Raw genomic sequence first — 21085 nt, 5'->3', positions numbered from 1 at the left:
TAAATACTGTCTATAAATACAGTTGCCTGTATCCGTACATTTCAGGGGTTTGTCATGTCCGAGTTTCAACTCGTCACCCGTTTCCAGCCAGCTGGTGATCAGCCAGAAGCCATCCGCCTGATGGTCGAAGGTATCGAGGCCGGGCTTGCACATCAGACCCTGCTCGGTGTGACCGGCTCTGGCAAGACGTTCAGCATTGCCAACGTCATCGCTCAGGTTCAGCGGCCAACATTGGTACTGGCGCCGAACAAGACCCTTGCAGCGCAGTTGTACGGCGAATTCAAGGCGTTTTTCCCGAACAACGCCGTGGAGTACTTCGTTTCGTACTACGACTACTACCAGCCTGAGGCCTATGTACCGTCGTCTGACACCTTCATCGAGAAAGATGCGTCGATCAACGACCATATCGAGCAGATGCGCCTGTCGGCGACCAAGGCGTTGCTGGAGCGACGCGACGCGATCATCGTGACCACCGTGTCCTGCATCTACGGTCTGGGCAGCCCGGAGACCTACCTGAAAATGGTGCTGCACGTGGACCGTGGCGACAAGCTCGACCAGCGTGCCTTGCTGCGTCGTCTGGCCGACCTGCAGTACACCCGCAATGAAATGGATTTTGCCCGTGCCACCTTTCGCGTGCGCGGCGATGTGATCGATGTGTTTCCGGCCGAATCGGACCTGGAGGCCATTCGCATCGAGTTGTTCGATGACGAAGTGGAGAACATTGCCGCGTTTGATCCCTTGACTGGCGAAGTGATTCGCAAGCTGCCGCGCTTCACCTTTTACCCCAAGAGTCACTACGTCACTCCGCGTGAAACCCTGCTGGAGGCGGTGGAGGGCATCAAGGAGGAGCTCAAGGAGCGTCTGGAGTACCTGCACAAGGCGAACAAGCTGGTCGAGGCGCAGCGTCTTGAGCAGCGTACCCGTTTCGACCTGGAGATGATCCTCGAGCTGGGCTACTGCAACGGTATCGAAAACTACTCGCGCTACCTCTCGGGACGTCCTGCCGGTGCGCCGCCGCCGACCTTGTACGACTACCTGCCCGATGACGCCTTGCTGGTCATCGACGAATCCCACGTCAGTGTTCCTCAGGTTGGCGCCATGTACAAAGGCGACCGTTCGCGCAAGGAAACCCTGGTCGAGTACGGTTTTCGCTTGCCGTCGGCGCTGGATAACCGACCGATGCGTTTCGATGAATGGGAGAGCGTCAGCCCCCAGACCATTTTTGTCTCGGCAACCCCGGGGCCTTACGAGGCCGAGCATGCGGGGCGGGTGGTTGAGCAAGTGGTGCGGCCGACAGGGCTGGTCGATCCGCAGGTCGAGATACGTCCGGCAACCACGCAGGTGGACGATCTGCTTTCGGAGATCCGCAAGCGTGTCGCGGTCGAGGAGCGAGTGCTGGTGACCACCCTGACCAAGCGCATGGCTGAAGACCTGACCGACTACCTTGCTGATCATGATGTTCGGGTGCGTTACCTGCACTCGGACATCGACACGGTCGAGCGGGTCGAGATTATCCGCGACCTGCGCCTTGGAACCTTCGATGTCCTGGTAGGCATCAACCTGTTGCGCGAAGGCCTGGATATGCCGGAAGTGTCGCTGGTGGCCATTCTCGATGCCGACAAGGAAGGTTTTCTGCGTTCGGAACGCTCGCTGATTCAGACCATTGGCCGGGCTGCGCGGAACCTCAATGGCCGGGCGATTCTCTATGCCGACCGTATGACCGGTTCGATGCAGCGCGCCATCGATGAAACCGAGCGCCGTCGGGAGAAGCAGGTGGCCTTTAACCTGGCCAATGGCATCGTGCCCAAGGGCGTGGTCAAGGACATCACCGATATCATGGAAGGGGCCACTGTCCCCGGTTCGCGCAGCAAGAAACGCAAAGGCATGGCCAAGGCGGCAGAGGAGAGTGCGCGTTACGAAGCCGAACTGCGTTCACCGGCCGAGATCACCAAGCGCATCAAGCAGCTGGAAGAGAAAATGTACCAGTTGGCCCGAGACCTGGAGTTCGAGGCCGCGGCCCAATTGCGGGACGAGATCGCGGCCTTGCGTGAGCGCTTGTTGACGGTCTGACCGCACAGGTCAATGTGCTTCCCCGGCCTTGAGCCCTGCTGGCAGTTTACGTGTCAGCAGGACCGCCAGCATGCTGATTGCCAGCCCGAGCCCAACCCAGTGGAACGCATCGTTGTAGGCCATGATTTGCGCCTGCTGATGGGTGATCTCGCTGAGCTTGCCCAATGCTGCGGTTTCACTGCCCAGCTTCTCCGCGAGCAATCCCAGGCGTTCGGCAACCTGCGGATTGCTGGGCACCAGTGATTCGCGCAAATAGTCGAAGTAGACCTTGGTGCGGGCGTCCAGCAAGGTTGCCAGCAGGGCAATGCCGATGGCACCCCCGAGGTTGCGCAGGATATTGAACAGGCTCGATGCCGAGCCCGCGTCCTGAGGCAGGATGTAAGCGGTAGCAATCAGCGAAATGGTCACCATGATCATCGGTTGGCCGAGGGCGCGGATGATCTGGATCTGGTTGAACTGACTGCCGGCAAAGTCCGGGTTCAGTACCCCGGAGCTGAAGCTGGCGATGCCGAACAGGGCAAAGCCCAGCGTGCAGAGGATTTTTGGCGAAATCACCTTCATCAATTGTGGAACCAGCGGAATCAGAAACAGCTGGGGGATGCCCATCCACATGATGACTTCACCGATCTGCAGGGCGTTGTAGTGCTGAATTTGCGCCAGGTACAGCGGCAGCAGGTAGACCGAGCCATACAAGCCAAAGCCCATGCCGAGGCTGGCAATACTGCACAGGCCAAAATTACGGTTGCCAAGGATGCGCAGGTTGATCAGCGGGTTGGGTTTGGAAAACTGCAGAATGACAAAGCTAATCAGGCTGAAGGTGGCGATGCTGAGCAGGCTGACGATCAGGCTCGATTCGAGCCAGTCTTTGCGGTGACCTTCCTCCAGGAAGACCTGCAGGCAGCCCAGGCCTATACCCAGGCTGACGATGCCTGCGTAGTCGGTGCTTTTTAGCAGCTCCCAGTGCGACGCCTTTTTCTCCAGGCCATAGAGCATGCCGGCAATCATTAGCAACCCGGGCGGGATGTTGATATAGAAGATGTATTCCCAGCCCCAGTTTTCGGTCAGCCAGCCGCCCAGTGTCGGGCCGATGGAGGGCGCGAAGGTTGCGGTCATGGCAAACATGGCCATGCCCTTGGCGCGGTGGTGTTCCGGTAGCTTGATCAGGGTGAGGCTGAAGGCCAGCGGGATAAGTGCGCCGCCGGTGAAGCCCTGCATTGCACGAAAGATGATCATGCTTTCCAGGTTCCAGGCCATCGAACACAGCAAGGATGACCCCAGAAAGCCCAGCGATACCCAGGTCGCCAGGCGTCGAGCCGAAAGCAGTTGTACCAGCCACGCGGTGAGCGGAATCATGATGATTTCCGCGACCAGATACGAGGTGGAAATCCAGGAGCCTTCTTCCAGGGTCGCTGACAGCGCCCCCTGGATATCCTGGAGCGAGGCGTTGGTGATCTGGATGTCCAGCACCGCCATGAACGCGCCAAGCATCGCGCTCATGACGGCAATCCAGTCCCGTCGGCTCGGTTCGCCGATGGGGCGGATCAAGGCGTCACCGGCCATTGTCAGAGTTGCCAGTGCTGCGCAGGTCGACTGTGGCAGTGACAGACATGCCAGGCCGAATCTTGCCGTGCAGTGCGTTGTCTGGGGCGAAGGTCAGTTTCACCGGAATGCGCTGAACCACCTTGGTGAAGTTGCCGGTGGCGTTGTCCGGTGGCAGCAGGCTGAACTGGGCGCCAGAGGCTGCGAACAGACTGTCGATCCGGGCCTCGATCGGCGTATCCGGGTAGCTGTCGAAGCGCAGTTCGGCGCGCTGGCCGGGTTGCATCTTGCCGATCTGGGTTTCCTTGAAGTTGGCCTGAACCCAGATGTCCTGGTCTGGAACGATCGACAGCAGGTAGGCGCCGGCCTGCACATATTGGCCATTGCGCGCGGCACGTTGCCCGATAAAGCCGCTGATCGGCGCATGGATTTCGCTGCGCGTCAGGTTCAGTTCGGCCTGGGCCAGCTCGGCGCGGGCACTGGCGATCTGTGCGTCGAGGCGTTTGATCTCGGCACTGAGGGCGTTGACCTGTTGGCGCTGGCCCTGCAGGTCAGCCTGGGCCTTGCTCACCTGGGAACGTGCGACATGGCTTTCCGCTGACAGCGTGGTAACGCGCTCCTCCGAGACAAAACCGGGTTTACGCAGTGCTTCTGCCCGATTGAGGTCCAATTGGGTGCGCCCGAGCGTGGCTTCGTTGGCGGCAACCTGTGCTTGCCCTGCGGCGATCAGGCTGGCTTGTTGGGTCAGGCGGCTTTCGGCTTGCAAGCGCTCGGCCTCTCGTGTCGCGAGGTTGGCGCGAGCGTGTTCCACCGCCAGGTTGAAGTCGTCACGTTCCAGGCGAACCAGTACCTGGCCTTTCTCCACCCGTTGGTTGTCCTCGACCAGTACCTCGTCGATACGTGCGCCAAGTTGGCTGGAAATACGCGTGATTTCACCTTGAACATAGGCGTTGTCGGTGGTTTCGTAGAAGCGTCCCTTGAGGTACCAGTGCGCCAGGAAGGCGAGGGCGATGAGCAGAGCCAGCGTGAAGAAAATCAGCAGGCGACGTTTGAGTTGGGCAGGCATGGGTACGATCGTTCTAAAAATGTAAGCAGATTTAACAGCGTTTGGATCCGCTGGCACAAGTGACGATCGCGCCCATTGCTGGAGCCGAGTGCCCGCTCCCTGTTAACATCCAGCCTTTGTTTCATCTCTTGTTCGAGACTCTCAATGACCACCGTTCGCACGCGAATCGCGCCATCGCCGACTGGCGATCCCCATGTCGGCACCGCTTACATCGCCCTGTTCAACTACTGCTTTGCCAAGCAGCACGGCGGTGAGTTCATCCTGCGTATCGAAGATACCGACCAACTGCGATCGACCCGTGAGTCCGAGCAGCAGATCTTCGACGCCCTGCGCTGGCTCGGTATCGAGTGGAGCGAGGGGCCGGACGTCGGTGGCCCGCACGGCCCTTACCGGCAGAGTGAGCGTGGCGATATCTACAAGCAGTACGCTCAACAGCTGGTCGACATGGGGCACGCCTTCCCGTGCTTCTGTACCGCCGAAGAACTGGACCAGATGCGTGCCGAGCAGATCGCGCGTGGCGAGACGCCGCGTTATGACGGTCGCGCCTTGCTGCTCTCGCCTGAGGAAGTACAGCGCCGTCTGGCCGCGGGCGAGCCTCACGTTATCCGCATGAAGGTACCGACCGAAGGTGTCTGCGTGGTGCCGGACATGCTCCGTGGCGACGTCGAAATCCCGTGGGACCGTATGGACATGCAGGTCTTGATGAAGACCGATGGCCTGCCGACCTACTTCCTGGCCAACGTCGTCGATGACCACCTGATGGGCATCACCCACGTCTTGCGCGGTGAAGAGTGGCTGCCCTCGGCACCGAAGCTGATCAAGCTCTATGAGTACTTCGGCTGGGAGCAGCCGGTGCTGTGCTACATGCCGCTGCTGCGTAACCCGGACAAGAGCAAGCTGTCCAAGCGCAAGAACCCGACCTCGGTGACGTTCTACGAGCGTATGGGCTTCATGCCCGAGGCCATGCTCAACTACCTGGGGCGCATGGGCTGGTCGATGCCGGACGAGCGTGAGAAGTTCTCCCTGGCCGAGATGGTCGAGCATTTCGATCTGTCGCGGGTTTCCCTGGGTGGGCCGATCTTCGATATCGAGAAGCTGTCCTGGCTCAACGGTCAGTGGTTGCGCGATCTGCCGGTCGAGGAGTTTGCTGCTCGCGTTCAGCAGTGGGCCTTCAATAGCGATTACATGATGAAGATCGCACCGCACGTGCAGGGCAGGGTGGAAACCTTCAGCCAGATCGCGCCACTGGGCGGGTTCTTCTTTGAAGGTGGCCTGAAGCTCGATGCGACGCTGTTCGAGCACAAGAAACTGTCCGCTGATCAGGTTCGTCAACTGATGCAGTTGATCCTGTGGAAACTGGAAAGCCTGCGTCAGTGGGAAAAGGATCGCATCACCGGCTGCATTCAGTCCGTGGTCGAGGCGTTGTCGCTTAAGCTGCGCGATGCCATGCCGCTGATGTTTGCCGCGATTACCGGTCAGGCCAGTTCGGTCTCGGTGCTCGACGCCATGGAAATCCTTGGCCCGGACCTGACCCGCTACCGCTTGCGCCAGGCGCTGGACCTGCTGGGTGGTGTGTCGAAGAAAGAAAACAAGGAGTGGGAGAAGCTGTTCGCGTCCATCGCGTAAGCGTGCTGCCTTGCATAACGCCCCTGTGGCGCCGGCAACCCCGGCCTCACGGGGGCGTACACCCCTGAATTACCGGGTGTTTTCCCGGTGAGGGCGGTAAGTGTTTGTTATCTCGGAAAAAAACTTTGGATTTTGTTGAAAATTTATTTGACAGGTCTTTGATCCGATCTTAATATGCGCCCCGTCCACAGCGATGAACGAAACGAAGCGCGAAGCACCCAGCCCAGCGATTCAGTTCAAAGCGACTTGTGGGGCTATAGCTCAGCTGGGAGAGCGCCTGCATGGCATGCAGGAGGTCAGCGGTTCGATCCCGCTTAGCTCCACCAATTTCCAGATTCGTAGTTGTTGTATAACTGCGAATACGATCAGGATGAAGTCTGATCGATTGGTAGAAGGGTTGCGTCCCCTTCGTCTAGTGGCCTAGGACACCGCCCTTTCACGGCGGTAACAGGGGTTCGAGTCCCCTAGGGGACGCCAGTTTTACACAAGCGATGTCGTAAGAGGTCGCTGCGCCGCGAGGCGAAAAATCTTGGGGCTATAGCTCAGCTGGGAGAGCGCCTGCATGGCATGCAGGAGGTCAGCGGTTCGATCCCGCTTAGCTCCACCAATTTTGCCAGGATTCGTGAAAACGGATCTGCACGAAGGTTACATGTCCCCTTCGTCTAGTGGCCTAGGACACCGCCCTTTCACGGCGGTAACAGGGGTTCGAGTCCCCTAGGGGACGCCAATTTACCCGCTTTGCGGGATTTCAAGGCTCATTCGATTATTGAATGAGCCTTTTGTTTTTGTTCCGAAAAAAGTTTTAAGCCTGGCGCGATGAGCGGCGGGCTTTTTTGCTTGCCAAAAAATATTATGTATATAATATTTCGATCATAATATTTTGAGGTGTGCCATGAACGACAAGAAGGCCAAGACCCGCGATCGGATTCTCGACGCCGCTTGCAGTGCGTTGATTCAGCACGGTCCGGTAGAGCCTAGCGTCAACCAGGTGATGGGGGCGGCTGGGCTTACCGTCGGTGGTTTTTATGCTCATTTCGAAAGCAAGGATGCGTTGATGCTCGAGGCCTTTCGCCAGTTGTTGGGCGAGCGTCGATCCTTGCTGGCACAGGTCGATCCGGCACTTGATGGTGAAGGCCGTCGGGCCCTGGTGGCGGCATTCTACCTGTCACGTAAGCACCGAGATGCGACCGAGCATGCATGCCCGCTGCCCACTTCCTTGAGCGAAATGACGCGCTTGCCCGACAGCTTCCGTCAGGTCCTGGCCGAGCACATCGAGCTGATGATGGTTCAACTGGCCGATCGTCCTGAGGACGCCGACAAGGTCCTGGCTGATCTGGCCTTGATGGTGGGTGGTCTGGCATTGGCGCGTGCGCTTGGTACCGATGAGCTGTCTGACCGTGTCCTGCGTGCCGCCAAGTCGGCGGTGATCTGATCGTGTAACAGGAGCAAAGCGATGAGCCGTTTGAGCTGGATTCGTGGTGTGAACGGTACCCTTGGCCGGCTGGTGCCTGAGCGTGTGGCGAGCACGATGCGCCAGGCCTTCATGACCCCACGCAACCTGCCGCCCAAGGCCTGGGAGTTGCCGCTGCTGGCCAGTGCCGAGCGGATAACCCTGCGGTTCGGGCTTTCAGCACTGCGTTGGGGGCAGGGGCCAGCGGTACTGTTGATGCACGGCTGGGAAGGCAGGCCCACTCAGTTCGCGCATTTGATCCAGGCGCTGGTGGCGGCCGGGTATACGGTGGTGGCGCTGGATGGGCCGGCCCATGGCCATTCCCCAGGGCAGCAGGCGCATGTGGTGCTGTTCGCCCGCGCTTTGTTGGAAGCTGCCGCCGAACTGCCACCGTTGCTTGCGGTGATCGGACACTCGATGGGCGGTGCCAGCGTGCTGCTGGCGTTGCAGTGGGGCTTGCGCGCTGACGCCGCGGTGAGTGTGGCAGCCCCGGCGCGTCTGCTTGAGGTGCTGCGTGGTTTTGCCCAGCATCTGGGCATGCCGTCGCGGGCGCGAGCCGCGTTCATTCGGCAGGTTGAGCGGGACGTCGGTGTGCAGGTGTCACGGCTTGACGTTAACGGCTATCAGCTCGAGCTGCCGGGGTTGATCGTGCATGCGCAGAACGACGAGCGGATTTCGCCCAGTGAAGCACAGGTCATTCATGACGCCTGGTTTGACAGTCGCTTGTTGCTGTTGCCTGAGGGTGGGCATCAACGGGTGTTGTCCGCACCTCAGTTCATCGAGGCGGTATTGGCATTGCTTGAGCGCATTACCTTGGCGGCGCGCCAATCGGCCTGAGCATCCGTTACACTCTGTCGGTCTACCTAGCACCTGGAGCGGGCATGAGTTGGGATCTTGAAACGCCATTCGTTATCGACCTGCGCGTTGGCGCAGAAGACATCGATGGCCTTGGTCATGCCAATAACGCGGTCTATGTGACCTGGCTGGAGCGTTGCGCCTGGCGCCATTCGCAGCGCCTGGGCCTGGATCTGGTCGAGTATCGGCGACTTGACCGGGCGATGGCTGTGGTTCGGCATGAAATCGATTACCTGGCCAGTGCGTATCAGGACGATGAGTTGCAGTTGGCGACCTGGATCGTCGATTGGGATCAGCGCCTGAAAATGACACGTCGTTTTCAGTTGGTGCGTCCCAGCGATGGCGCCACCTTGCTACGGGCGCAGACCACCTTTGTCTGCATCGAGTTGTCCACAGGCAAGCCTAAGCGCATGCCCGCAGAGTTTCTTGAGGGGTATGGTCAGGCGCTGATGGCCGGGGCCCGATAGACCTGGCTTTTTGCTAGACTGCGCGCCTTCTTCGCTCGAGACACAACCTATGCAAATTGCCCTGGCCCCCATGGAGGGGCTGGTCGACAACATTCTGCGCGACGTCCTGACCCGGGTTGGCGGCATCGACTGGTGTGTCACTGAGTTCATTCGGGTCTGCGACCGTTTGTTGCCGGCTGCGCATTTCCACAAGATGGCGCCTGAGTTGGCCTTGGGTGCGCAAACCGCAGCCGGCGTACCGCTGCGCGTGCAATTGCTGGGTTCCGACCCGGTGTGCCTGGCCGAGAACGCCGCGTTGGCCTGTGAGCTTGGCGCGCCGGTGATTGACCTGAACTTTGGTTGCCCGGCCAAGACGGTGAACAAGTCGCGTGGCGGCGCAGTATTGCTCAAGGAGCCTGAACTGCTGCACGCCATTGTTCGCGAGGTGCGGCGGGCAGTGCCGGCGCATATTCCGGTGACCTCGAAGATGCGCCTGGGTTTTGACAGCCCGGACGGTGCGCTTGACTGCGCCACGGCGCTGGCCGAAGGCGGTTCGGCGCACCTGGTGGTGCATGCGCGCACCAAGGTGGATGGCTACAAGCCGCCTGCCCATTGGGAGTGGGTAGCGCGGGTGCAGGACGTGGTCAAGGTGCCGGTGTTTGCCAACGGTGAGGTCTGGACCCTGGAAGACTGGCGACGTTGCCGTGAAATCAGTGGTGTCGAGGACATCATGCTGGGTCGTGGCCTGGTATCCCGGCCAGACCTGGCGCGGCAGATCGCCGCCGAGCGCGATGGGGTCGAATTTGTGCCGCTGGACTGGCAGGCGCTGATGCCGTTGCTCCAGGACTTCTGGCGCCAGGCCAGGGCCGAGCTGACGCCACGTGCGGCACCTGGGCGCCTGAAACAGTGGGTGGCGATGCTGACCCGTACCTACCCCGAAGCGACCGCGCTGTTCACCGAATTGCGCCGGGAAACCGACTGTGATCGCGTCGGGCAATTGATCGGTATGCCGTTCACTGAGGCGGCCTGAAAAATTTTTCAGAGGGCGCTTGAAATCGTTTGTCGGGTCCACATCTAGGGAGTACGCGATGCCGAATTCGGGTCGCGTTGAATCCCTCGCTGATTATCAGGAGATGTACCATGACGACTGCTTTTTCTTTGGCTCCACTGTTCCGCCATTCCGTTGGTTTCGACCGTTTTAATGACCTGTTCGAATCGGCGGCACGTAATGAAGCGGGTAGCAGCTACCCACCTTACAACGTGGAAAAGCATGGCGATGACCACTATCGAATCGTCGTTGCCGCTGCTGGCTTCCAAGAGCAGGACCTGGACCTGCAAGTGGAGAAAGGCGTCTTGACCGTTGTTGGCGGCAAGCGCGACAGCAACGCCGAAAGCGTGACCTACCTGCATCAGGGCATTGCCCAGCGGGCTTTCAAACTGTCGTTCCGGCTGGCCGACCATATTGAGGTCAAGGCCGCAGCCCTGGCCAACGGCCTGCTCAGCATTGACCTGCTGCGCATTGTTCCGGAAGAGGCCAAGGCCAAGCGTATCCCGATCAATGGGAACCAGCCTGCACTCAACTGAGTGCGCATGGCGATGAAAGGGGCGCCTCTGGGTGCCCTCACGCTGCACACGAACCCCCGCTTTTAGCGGGGGTTCGTTTTTTTAAGCCCCAGACATGCTGGCGCAGACACCCCACCGACTGAGCCCGCGCAAGCTGTAGGAGCGGGTCTTGCCCGCGATGCAGACGCCGCGCACTCGCTGACACCCCACCGACGCCATCGCAGGCAAGCCAGCTCCAACAGAGCCCGCGCAAGCTGTAGGAGCGGGTCTTGCCCGCGATGCAGGCGCCGCGCACTCGCAGACACCCCACCGACGCCATCGCAGGCAAGCCTGCTCCAACAGAGCCCACGCAAGCTGTAGGAGCCGGGCTTGCCCGCGATGCAGGCGCCGCGCACTCGCAGACACCCCACCGACGCCATCGCAGGCAAGCCAGCTCCAACAGAGCCCGCGCAAGCTGTAGGAGCCGGGCTTGCCCGCGATGCAGACGCCGCGCACTCACAGGCACCGCGCCGAGGCCATCGCAGGAAAGCCAGCTCCAACAGAGCCCGCGCCAGCCTGTAGGAGCCGGGCTTGCCCGCGATACAGACGCCGCGAACTCGCTGAGACCCCACCGACGTCATCGCAGGCAAGCAAGCTCCAACAGGCCCCACGCAAGCTGTAGGAGCCGGGCTTGCCCGCGATGCAGGCGCCGCGTACTCACAGGCCCCGCGCCGAGGTCATCGCAGGCAAGCCTGTATCCCCCAGAGGCTTTAGCGATCCTCGGGGGCTTCCTGCAGCAGTTCGCGAAACTCGTTCAGCGGCAGTGGGCGGCTGTGCAGGTAACCCTGGTAGAGGTGGCAACCCAGCTGTTCAAGAAATTCCAGTTGCTCGGACAACTCCACCCCTTCGGCAATCACCGCCAGGTCCAGGCTGCGGGCCATGGCGACGATGGCGCGGACGATCTCGGCGTCGTTGGGGTCTACCGGCGCGTCGCGAACGAACGATTGGTCGATTTTCAGTGCATCCACCGGCAGTCGCTTGAGGTAGGTCAGTGACGAGTAGCCGGTACCGAAGTCGTCCATGGCGAAGCTGACGCCAAACGTCTTGAGTTCGCGCATTTTGTTGATGGTGTCTTCCAGGTTCTGGATCACGATGCCTTCGGTAATCTCCAGCTTGAGCATCCGGTAGGGCAGGCCATAGTCATCCAGGCTGCGGCGTATCCGCTCGACGAAGTCGTTCTGGCGGAACTGCCGTGGGCTGATGTTGACACACAGGCTGAACTCATCGGCATCGATCAGGCCGTCCTGCAGCATGCGCGCGCAGGCATCGCAGGCTTCGTCGAGAATCCAGCTGCCGACTTCAAGGATCAGGCCGCTTTCTTCCAGCACCTGGATAAACTGGCTGGGCGGTTGCTGGCCCAGTTGCGGGTGATGCCAGCGCAGCAAGACCTCGGCGCCGATGATGCGGTTATCGCGGGCGTCGACCTGCGGCTGGAAGTGCAGTGCCAGTTCACCCCGTGCCAGTGCAAGGCGCAGGTCATTCTCCATGCGCAGGCGCTCGCTTGCGGCCTTTTGCATGGTGTTGTGGAACAGTTGAGTGGTGTTGCGGCCCGAGTCCTTGGCGCGGTAGAGGGCGATGTCGGCGCGCTTGAGCAGGTCGGCCGGGGTCGATCCATGGTCGGGAATCAGTGCCACGCCAATGCTCGGGGTTACTTGCAGGCGTTGTCCGTCCAGTGACATCGGTTCCGCCAGCAGTGCTCGCAGGGTGTCGGCCAGGCTACGAACCTTGTCTTCGACCTCTTCACGGCTACCTTCCAGGCCGCTGATCAGGACAACGAATTCGTCCCCGCCGAGCCGCGCCACGGTGTCTTCCAGGCGCACGCTGGCCTCCAGGCGAGCGGTGATGATTTTCAGCACGGTATCGCCCACTGGATGGCCCAGCGAGTCGTTGATGTGCTTGAAGTGGTCCAGGTCGAGGAACAGCAGGGCGCCGCGCAGGTTGTGACGTTTGAGCAAGGCGATCTGTTGGCTCAGGCGGTCCATCAACAAGGCACGGTTTGGCAAATTGGTCAGCGGGTCGTGATAAGCCAGGTGGCGAATCTGCGCCTGGGCGTTTTTCAGTTGGCTGACATCGCGTGCGGTCAGCAGCAGGCACTCGGTTTCATTGAGCGTGATGGGTTCTACCGACACTTCCAGGGTGAGCACTTCACCGCGCTTGTTGCGCCCAAGCATTTCCCGATGGTGGACTCGTCCCTTTTCCTGCAGTTCGGCAAGCAGTGCTGCCCGCTGTTTGTCGTCAGCCCAGACACCGATCTCCAGGGATGTGCGGCCAATGACTTCGGCGGTTTTGTAACCGGTCAAACGGCAGAAACCGTCGTTCACCTCCAGGTAGCGGCCGCTCTCGCGTTCGGTGATGGTGATCGCGTCGGGGCTTGAGTGGAAGGCTTTGGCGAATTTTTCTTCGCTGGCTTTCAGTGCCGCTTCGGCGCGTTGTTGCTGAGTAATGTCACGCAGGGTGGTAACGCTGCACGGCTCATTGTCGACCTTGATCAGGCGGCTGGAGATTACGCAAGTCAGGGGGTGGCCATCCTTGTGGTTGACCAGCACGGCGACATTGTTCAGGGCCTGATCGCGAATAACCTGTTCAATACGCTTGGCCCGTTCGTTCGACTCGGCCCACAGGCCTATCTGTTCAGCGGTGCGTCCGAGTACTTGTTTGGCTTGCCAGCCAAAGGTCTGGGTAAAGGCCGGGTTGATCTCGATGAATTGACCGCTGTCCTGGCGGGTTACGCAAATCGGGTCTGGGCTGGCCTGGAACAGGCTGGCGAATTTTTCTTCCGAGCTGGTCAGGCGCTGTTCGCGTTCGACCTGTTCGGTAATGTCCAGCAGGGTGCCGGCCATGCGCAGAGGATTACCCTGTTCGTCGCGGTAGAGGCGCGCGCGGCTTTCGATGTAGCGCGACGTACCATTTTCCAGCTGTATACGGTAGGTGATCTGGTAGTTGCCGGCTGGGCCTTCGCGCAGGCTGCGATAGGCCTGGCGCATGCTGCTGCGTTCTTGCTCGGGCACGCCTTCGAAGAAGGCTTCGAAAGACTCATGGAATGGAACGGGCTCAAGGCCGTGCAGCTGTGCGGCGCGGGCTGATCCATAGAGCATGCCGCTGGGAATGTGCCAGTCCCAGGTACCCAGTTGCGCGGAGTCCAGCGCCAGGTCCAGGCGCTCCTGGCTGTCCTTGAGTGCCTGTTCGGCACGTTTGCGTTCAGTGGTGTCGACAAAGGTGCTGAGCAGGTAGGCGACGCCCTCCATCTCGATGCCCTGGGTGCTCAGTATGCCGTCATGGATTTGTCCGCTGCCTGCACGAAACTGCACTTCCAGGGTGATGGGGTCGCTGGTGTTGCGGGTGGCTTCCAGGACCTGATGGCGTTGCTGCGGATTGACCCACAGGCCCAGCTCCAGTGTGGTCTTGCCGATCACCTGGTGGCAGGGCCAGTCCAGGGTTTTCTCAAAATGCTGATTGGCTTCATAGATCTGACCATCGATGCGTCGGGTCAGCAGGATCACGTTGGGGCTGAGGTGGAACAGGGTGGCGAAGCGCTTCTCGGAGTTGATCAGCGCCGCTTCCCGCTCGCGCTGGCGAGTAATCTCGCGTATGACCCCGATCATCTGTGGCTTGCCCTGTTTGTCATGGGTCAGGCTGCCATTGATCTCCAGCCAGTGAACGCTACCGTCCGGCCAGCGGATGCGATGGCGCAAGGCTTGGTCCTGTGGCTCGCCGGCCATTACCGCATAAAAGGTCTGCAGGGTGCGGGCGCGGTCTTCCACGGGCAACAGCTCGAGATAGTCGAGGTCGTTGGGCAGTGGCTGCTGCGGGTCAAAACCGAACAGTGCCTGTGTTCCGCGTGACCAGCTCAGGCGTCCGCTTTCCACATCCCAGAACCAGGCGCCCAGGTGCGCGCCGTTTAGAGCAGCCAGCAATTGCGTGGCGCTTTCCCAGGTTTGCTCGGATTCCTGAGGGTCGGCGGCGTGTATACGGGGCAGGCGCGGAAACCGGTTTGCTGATTTGGGCATCGATACCAGACCTTTGGCGAGTAACACATCCTTTGGATCAGAGCCTTCTGTAAGCGTTCAGCCTGGGCTCAAGGTCATACTGCGTGGCTGTCGAGCAAAGCCATGAAGGCTTTGGCGGCATTCGATAACGTTCGCTCAGTGTGCAGAATGTAGCCTAGTTGTCGCGACAGTTGTATGCCTGGCAACGCGATGGATGCGACCTGATCATCGAGCATAGTACGTGGCAGCACACTCCACGCCAGCCCGATGGACACCATCATCTTGATGGTTTCCAGGTAGTTGGTGCTCATGGCGATGTTGGGGGTAAGACCCTGCGCTTCAAACAGGCGCTGAACGATATGGTGGGTGAAGGTGTTGCCGCCGGGGAAAACCGCTGGGTGGTGTGCTATATCGGCCAGGCTTACCGCGCCCTTGCGTGCCAGCGGGTGTTCGGGGGCGGCGACGAAGTCCAGCGGGTCGTCCCAGACCGGCACGGCGCGAACCAGGGCGTGAGGCTCGGGCGCCAGGGTGATGACGGCGATTTCGGCGCGGCCATGAAGAATTTCTTCATAGGCCACTTCCGAGTCGAGGAACTGAATATCCAGTGCGACGGACGGGTAGGCTCGGGTAAAGGCTCGCAGCAATGGCGGCAAACGGTGCAGGCCGATGTGATGGCTGGTGGCCAGAGTCAGGCGGCCGCTGACTTCGCCGGTCAGGTTGGTCAAGGCACGGCGGGTGTCGTCCAGCACGTTGAGGATCTGGTAGGCCCGTGGTAGCAAGGCACGCCCGGCCTCGGTCAGGTTCACTTCGCGACCCAGGCGGTCGAACAGCCGTACGTCCAATTGTTGCTCAAGCCCGGCAATGCGTTTGCTGACGGCCGGCTGGGTCAGGTGCAGGCGTTCGCCGGCAGCGGAAAAGCTCCCGGTTTCGGCGATGGCAATAAAAGCATTGAGGTTGGCCAGGTCCACTACTCGGATTCCTTTTGGTTATCCAAAGTATAAAAATTATGAATTTGAGTTATTCAATTTAACCTCATAGCATCGTCCGTACAAGCCAAGTGGTTATTGGCATAGAAAGACGCTGATGAGGAACAGTCTGATGGCCGGCAAAACGCTCTACGACAAGCTCTGGGATTCGCATTTGGTCAAGCAGCGCGACGATGGGTCGGCGCTGATCTACATCGATCGTCACATCATTCACGAAGTGACGTCGCCGCAAGCCTTCGAAGGCCTGCGTCTGGCCAATCGCAAACCCTGGCGCATCGATGCCAACATTGCCACGCCTGACCATAACGTGCCGACCACGCCTGAGCGCAAGGGCGGCATCGAGGCCATCGTCGACCAGGTGTCGCGCCTGCAGGTGCAGACCCTCGATGAAAACTGCGACGAGTATGGCATCGTCGAGTTCAAGATGAATGATGTGCGTCAGGGCATTGTTCACGTGATCGGCCCGGAGCAGGGTGCGACCCTGCCAGGCATGACCGTGGTTTGCGGCGATTCGCACACCTCCACCCACGGTGCTTTCGGTGCCTTGGCCCATGGTATTGGCACCTCCGAGGTCGAACACGTACTGGCTACCCAGTGCCTGGTCGCCAAGAAGATGAAGAACATGCTGGTGCGCGTCGAAGGCCAATTGCCGTTCGGTGTGACTGCCAAGGACATCGTGCTGGCCGTGATCGGCAAGATCGGTACCGCTGGCGGTAACGGCCATGCCATCGAGTTCGCCGGTAGCGCGATTCGTGACCTGTCTGTCGAAGGGCGCATGACCATCTGCAACATGGCCATTGAAGCCGGTGCCCGTGTCGGTCTGGTCGCTACCGATGAGAAGACGGTCGAGTATGTGAAGGGCCGCCCGTATGCGCCGAAAGGCGAGCAGTGGGCGCTCGCGGTCGAAGCGTGGAAAGACCTGGTCTCCGATGCTGATGCCGTGTTCGACACCGTCGTCGAGCTGGACGCAGCGCAGATCAAGCCGCAAGTCAGCTGGGGCACCTCGCCGGAAATGGTCCTTGCTGTCGATCAGCGCGTACCGGACCCGGCTGCCGAGGCCGATCTGGTCAAGCGCGGTTCCATCGAGCGGGCCCTGAAGTACATGGGCTTGCAGGCCAACCAGGCGATCACCGACATCCAGCTTGATCGCGTATTTATCGGTTCCTGCACCAACTCGCGGATCGAAGACTTGCGTGCCGCCGCTGAAATTGCCAAGGGCCGCAAGGTTGCCTCGACCATCAAGCAGGCGATCGTTGTGCCCGGCTCGGGCCTGGTGAAAGCCCAGGCCGAGCAGGAAGGCCTGGACAAGATCTTCCTTGAAGCCGGTTTTGAATGGCGTGAGCCAGGGTGCTCGATGTGTTTGGCGATGAACCCGGACCGTCTGGAGTCGGGCGAGCACTGTGCGTCGACCTCCAACCGTAACTTCGAGGGCCGTCAGGGTGCTGGCGGACGTACCCATCTGGTCAGCCCGGCAATGGCCGCGGCCGCCGCCGTTACCGGTCGTTTTGTCGATGTACGCGAGTTGATTCAAGGGAGCGCAGCATGAAAGCCTTTACCCAGCATACCGGCCTTGTCGTCCCGTTGGACCGTGCCAACGTCGACACCGACCAGATCATTCCCAAGCAGTTCCTGAAGTCGATCAAACGCACCGGTTTCGGCCCGAATCTGTTCGACGAGTGGCGTTACCTGGATGTCGGTCAGCCTTACCAGGACAACAGCAAGCGCCCGGTAAACCAGGATTTCGTGCTCAACCATGAGCGCTATCAGGGTGCCAGTGTGCTGCTGGCGCGGGAAAACTTCGGTTGCGGTTCCAGCCGTGAGCACGCGCCGTGGGCGCTTGAGGAATATGGTTTTCGTACCATTATTGCGCCGAGCTATGCCGACATCTTCTTCAACAACAGCTTCAAGAACGGCTTGCTGCCGATCATCCTCAGCGATGAGGAAGTCGATGCGCTGTTCAAGCAGGTTGAAGCGGCGCCAGGTTATCAATTGACGGTCGACTTGCAGTCGCAGACCGTCACCCGTCCCGATGGCAAGGTGTTGAGCTTCGAGATCGACGCGTTCCGCAAGCATTGCCTGCTCAATGGCCTGGACGATATCGGCCTGACCCTTCAGGATCGTGATGCCATTGCGACGTTTGAAGCCAAGCATCGCGCCAGCCAGCCCTGGCTGTTTCGTGACGCCTGATTGCTGTATTGAGTTTGTCGAGGCTATCGCTGGCACTGCCGGCGATAGGGCCCAGGAGATCTGCCGATGACCCGCAGCACCGTTCACACCAAAGTCGTCCAGCGCCAGTTCGGCGAGCAGGCCGCCGCCTACCTGAGTAGCGCCGTGCATGCCCAAGGCACCGAATTTGCGCTGTTGCAGGCCGCGTTGCGCGACCAGGGCAGTGCGCGTGTACTGGACCTGGGCTGCGGCGCCGGGCATGTGAGTTTTCACGTCGCGCCGTTGGTGGCTGAGGTCGTCGCCTACGACCTGTCGCAGCAGATGCTCGATGTGGTGGCAGCTGCGGCCACTGAACGTGGCCTGGGCAATATCGTTACCGAGCGTGGTGTGGCCGAACGCCTGCCGTTTGCCGATGCCTCGTTCGATTTCGTGTTCAGCCGTTACTCTGCGCACCACTGGAGCGAGTTGGGCCTGGCGTTGCGTGAGGTGCGTCGTGTGTTGAAACCGGGCGGGGTTGTGGCGTTCATTGATGTCATGTCGCCCGGCAGCCCGTTGCTCGACACCTACCTGCAAACCGTGGAAGTGTTGCGTGACACCAGTCACGTGCGTGATTACTCGGCCGCCGAGTGGCTGCAGCAGGTCAGTGAAGCCGGCTTGTTCACGCGCAGCCACACCCGTCAGCGTTTACGTCTCGAGTACACCTCGTGGGTGGAACGCATGCGTACCCCTGAGCCGATGCGTGCGGCCATACGCCAATTGCAGCAGGCAATGGGCGAGGAAGTGCGGCAGTATTACCAGATTGAAGCTGATGGCTCCTTCAGCACCGACGTGCTGGTACTGTGGGCCGAGCGCTAGTTTTTTGGGTGTGCCTGTGTCGGCACACCGCTTGAATTGAATAGAGGAAAGCATGAGCAAGCAGATTCTGATTCTCCCTGGTGACGGTATTGGTCCGGAAATCATGGCCGAAGCGGTCAAGGTGCTGGAGCTTGCCAACGACAAGTTCCAACTGGGCTTCAGCCTTGAGCACGATGTGATCGGTGGCGCGGCCATCGACAAGCATGGCGTGCCGCTGGCCGACGAAACCCTGGAGCGTGCGCGCAAGGCTGACGCCGTGCTGCTGGGCGCTGTCGGTGGGCCGAAATGGGACAAGATCGAGCGTGACATTCGCCCTGAGCGTGGCCTGCTGAAGATCCGTTCGCAGCTCGGTCTGTTTGGCAACCTGCGCCCGGCGATCCTCTATCCGCAACTGGCGGATGCCTCGTCGCTGAAGCCTGAAATCGTCGCCGGCCTGGACATCCTCATCGTTCGCGAGCTGACCGGTGGTATCTATTTCGGCGCCCCGCGTGGCACCCGTGAGCTGGAAGGTGGCGAGCGTCAGGCCTATGACACCCTGCCATACAGCGAGAGTGAAGTGCGTCGTATCGCCCGTGTCGGCTTTGACATGGCACGCGTGCGCGGCAAGAAGCTCTGCTCGGTCGACAAGGCCAACGTGCTGGCTTCCAGCCAACTGTGGCGTGAAGTGGTCGAGCAGGTGGCCAAGGATTACCCGGACGTCGAGCTCAGCCACATGTACGTCGACAACGCGGCCATGCAACTGGTTCGTGCGCCCAAGCAGTTCGACGTGATCGTCACCGACAACATGTTTGGCGACATCCTGTCGGATGAAGCTTCCATGCTCACCGGCTCTATCGGCATGCTGCCTTCAGCGTCGCTGGATGCCAACAACAAGGGTATGTATGAGCCTTGCCACGGCTCGGCACCGGACATCGCCGGGCAGGGTATTGCCAACCCTCTGGCGACTATCCTGTCGGTCTCGATGATGCTGCGTTACAGTTTCAATCAGACCGCAGCGGCCGATGCCATTGAAAAGGCAGTGAGCCTGGTGCTGGATCAAGGCCTGCGTACGGGCGACATCTGGTCGGCAGGTTGCAACAAGGTGGGTACGCAGGAAATGGGCGACGCAGTAGTCGCAGCGCTGCGGAATCTGTAATCTCTCTGGCCCGCTGCCGATTTTTTCCCTTTAAGGCAGCGGCCCACTTTTTAGCAAAGGTGTAGTTGCGATGAAACGTGTAGGTCTGATCGGTTGGCGCGGTATGGTCGGTTCCGTGCTCATGCAGCGGATGCTGGAAGAGCAGGATTTCGATCTGATCGAGCCGGTGTTCTTCACCACCTCCAATGTGGGTGGACAAGGTCCGGCAGTGGGCAAGGAAATTGCCCCTCTCAAGGATGCTTACAGTATTGAAGAGCTCAAGACCCTCGACGTCATCCTGACCTGTCAGGGTGGCGACTACACCAACGAGGTGTTCCCAAAGCTGCGTGAAGCCGGCTGGCAGGGTTACTGGATCGATGCCGCTTCCAGCCTGCGCATGCAGGACGACGCGGTCATCGTGCTGGATCCGGTCAACCGCAAGGTGATCGACCAGCAACTGGATGCCGGTACCAAGAACTACATCGGTGGCAACTGCACCGTCAGCCTGATGCTGATGGGCCTGGGCGGGCTGTTTGAGGCTGGTCTGGTCGAGTGGATGAGCGCCATGACCTACCAGGCCGCGTCCGGTGCCGGTGCACAGAACATGCGTGAGCTGATCCGTCAGATGGGCGCTACCCATGCTGCCGTTGCCGACGACCTGGCCAACCCGGCCAGTGCCATTCTCGACATCGACCGCAAGGTTGCCGAGGCCATGCGCAGCGATGCTTACCCGACCGAGAACTTCGGTGTGCCGCTGGCTGGCAGCCTGATCCCCTGGATCGACAAGGAACTGCCAAACGGCCAGAGCCGTGAAGAATGGAAAGCACAGGCCGAGACCAACAAGATCCTGGGTCGCTTCAAGAGCCCGATTCCGGTCGACGGTATCTGCGTGCGCATCGGCGCCATGCGCTGCCATAGCCAAGCACTGACCATCAAGCTGAACAAGGATGTGCCGATCGCCGATATCGAAGGCATGATCAGCCAGCACAATCCGTGGGTGAAGCTGGTGCCTAACCAGCGTGAAATCAGCATGCGTGAGCTGAGCCCGACCAACGTTACCGGCACCTTGAATATCCCGGTGGGTCGTCTGCGCAAACTGAACATGGGCTCCCAGTACCTGGGCGCGTTCACCGTGGGTGACCAACTGCTGTGGGGTGCTGCCGAGCCGCTGCGCCGCATGCTGCGGATCCTGCTGGAGCGTTGATCAGCTTCTGTAGCTGACACCGAAACCCGCGCTGTCTGACAGCGCGGGTTTTTTGTTGTGCGCCAGGCATGGCGCGTTGCGCGTTAGCGCAACCCGTTTGGCTGTGGTGGCTGAATGGGT

Annotated in this window: 16 protein-coding genes and 4 tRNA genes; 16 read left to right on the top strand and 4 right to left on the bottom strand. The window is 60.3% G+C overall.

From position 1 onward, the window contains the following. The first annotated feature begins 54 nt into the window (after positions 1-54). Positions 55-2070, top strand: coding sequence for an excinuclease ABC subunit UvrB (gene uvrB, locus CYD26_RS22415; RefSeq protein ID WP_065761486.1), 2016 nt, complete (start codon positions 55-57; stop codon positions 2068-2070). 9 nt (positions 2071-2079) lie between these two features. Here the strand turns inward: uvrB and CYD26_RS22410 are convergent, their stop codons facing one another. After that, the gene (locus CYD26_RS22410; protein WP_065761487.1) at positions 2080-3630 is read right to left on the bottom strand and encodes an MDR family MFS transporter; all 1551 of its coding nucleotides are present in this window, start codon (positions 3628-3630) and stop codon (positions 2080-2082) included. Beyond that, a complete protein-coding gene (locus CYD26_RS22405; protein ID WP_102053702.1) occupies positions 3620-4675 on the bottom strand; it encodes an HlyD family secretion protein in 1056 nt (351 codons plus the stop codon). Before CYD26_RS22405 ends, CYD26_RS22410 begins: the two co-directional genes overlap by 11 nt. 144 nt (positions 4676-4819) lie before the next feature. On the opposite strand from CYD26_RS22405, the gene gltX reads away from it, so the two are divergent. From gltX to CYD26_RS22355, 10 genes are all read left to right on the top strand, one after another. Next, positions 4820-6301, top strand: a complete 1482-nt coding sequence (gene gltX, locus CYD26_RS22400) for a glutamate--tRNA ligase (protein WP_102053701.1) — start codon at positions 4820-4822, stop codon at positions 6299-6301. Between the two features lie 250 nt (positions 6302-6551). Beyond that, positions 6552-6627: transfer RNA gene (locus tag CYD26_RS22395), tRNA-Ala, on the top strand. A 75-nt stretch (positions 6628-6702) separates the two neighbouring features. Then, positions 6703-6778 (top strand) — tRNA-Glu (locus tag CYD26_RS22390). A gap of 54 nt (positions 6779-6832) precedes the next feature. Then, a tRNA-Ala gene (locus CYD26_RS22385) sits at positions 6833-6908 on the top strand. A gap of 44 nt (positions 6909-6952) precedes the next feature. Then, positions 6953-7028: transfer RNA gene (locus CYD26_RS22380), tRNA-Glu, on the top strand. A gap of 165 nt (positions 7029-7193) precedes the next feature. After that, the gene (locus CYD26_RS22375; protein WP_099775449.1) at positions 7194-7733 is read left to right on the top strand and encodes a TetR/AcrR family transcriptional regulator; all 540 of its coding nucleotides are present in this window, start codon (positions 7194-7196) and stop codon (positions 7731-7733) included. Positions 7734-7754: 21 nt separating this feature from the next. Then, a complete protein-coding gene (locus CYD26_RS22370; protein WP_102053700.1) occupies positions 7755-8588 on the top strand; it encodes an alpha/beta hydrolase in 834 nt (277 codons plus the stop codon). 44 nt (positions 8589-8632) lie between these two features. Continuing rightward, the gene (locus CYD26_RS22365) at positions 8633-9073 is read left to right on the top strand and encodes a thioesterase family protein (protein WP_065761957.1); all 441 of its coding nucleotides are present in this window, start codon (positions 8633-8635) and stop codon (positions 9071-9073) included. Between the two features lie 49 nt (positions 9074-9122). Continuing rightward, positions 9123-10082: a tRNA-dihydrouridine synthase gene (locus CYD26_RS22360; protein ID WP_102053699.1), complete on the top strand. Its 960-nt coding sequence runs from the start codon at positions 9123-9125 to the stop codon at positions 10080-10082. A gap of 110 nt (positions 10083-10192) precedes the next feature. Next, complete coding sequence (locus CYD26_RS22355; RefSeq protein WP_099775446.1) at positions 10193-10636, top strand: Hsp20 family protein; 444 nt, start codon at positions 10193-10195, stop codon at positions 10634-10636. A gap of 728 nt (positions 10637-11364) precedes the next feature. On the opposite strand, the gene CYD26_RS22350 is transcribed toward CYD26_RS22355, so the two are convergent. Both CYD26_RS22350 and CYD26_RS22345 read right to left on the bottom strand, forming a co-directional pair. Beyond that, positions 11365-14661 (bottom strand): PAS domain S-box protein, encoded by a 3297-nt coding sequence (locus tag CYD26_RS22350; RefSeq protein WP_102053698.1) that lies wholly within the window; start codon positions 14659-14661, stop codon positions 11365-11367. Between the two features lie 74 nt (positions 14662-14735). Continuing rightward, entirely contained in the window at positions 14736-15608 is an 873-nt protein-coding gene (locus tag CYD26_RS22345; RefSeq protein ID WP_065760964.1) for a LysR family transcriptional regulator, read from the bottom strand. Between the two features lie 130 nt (positions 15609-15738). Between CYD26_RS22345 and leuC the strand changes: the two genes are divergently transcribed. The 5 genes from leuC (at position 15739) to asd (ending at position 20965) form a co-directional block, all read left to right on the top strand. Then, positions 15739-17172 (top strand): 3-isopropylmalate dehydratase large subunit, encoded by a 1434-nt coding sequence (gene leuC, locus CYD26_RS22340; RefSeq protein WP_065760965.1) that lies wholly within the window; start codon positions 15739-15741, stop codon positions 17170-17172. Beyond that, entirely contained in the window at positions 17169-17813 is a 645-nt protein-coding gene (gene leuD, locus CYD26_RS22335; protein WP_065760966.1) for a 3-isopropylmalate dehydratase small subunit, read from the top strand. Before leuC ends, leuD begins: the two co-directional genes overlap by 4 nt. A 66-nt stretch (positions 17814-17879) precedes the next feature. Then, the gene (locus tag CYD26_RS22330; protein ID WP_102053697.1) at positions 17880-18647 is read left to right on the top strand and encodes a class I SAM-dependent methyltransferase; all 768 of its coding nucleotides are present in this window, start codon (positions 17880-17882) and stop codon (positions 18645-18647) included. A 52-nt stretch (positions 18648-18699) separates the two neighbouring features. Further along, positions 18700-19782: a 3-isopropylmalate dehydrogenase gene (leuB, locus tag CYD26_RS22325; protein WP_065760968.1), complete on the top strand. Its 1083-nt coding sequence runs from the start codon at positions 18700-18702 to the stop codon at positions 19780-19782. A gap of 70 nt (positions 19783-19852) precedes the next feature. Continuing rightward, complete coding sequence (asd, locus tag CYD26_RS22320) at positions 19853-20965, top strand: aspartate-semialdehyde dehydrogenase (protein ID WP_099775443.1); 1113 nt, start codon at positions 19853-19855, stop codon at positions 20963-20965. Positions 20966-21085 lie beyond the last annotated feature (120 nt).

The sequence above is a fragment of the Pseudomonas sp. FFUP_PS_473 genome (genome assembly GCF_002858665.1).
GTDB classification, from domain to species: Bacteria; Pseudomonadota; Gammaproteobacteria; order Pseudomonadales; family Pseudomonadaceae; genus Aquipseudomonas; species Aquipseudomonas defluvii.
Note: the sequence above shows the minus strand (reverse complement) of the source record. Positions and strands in the feature narration are given on the sequence as shown.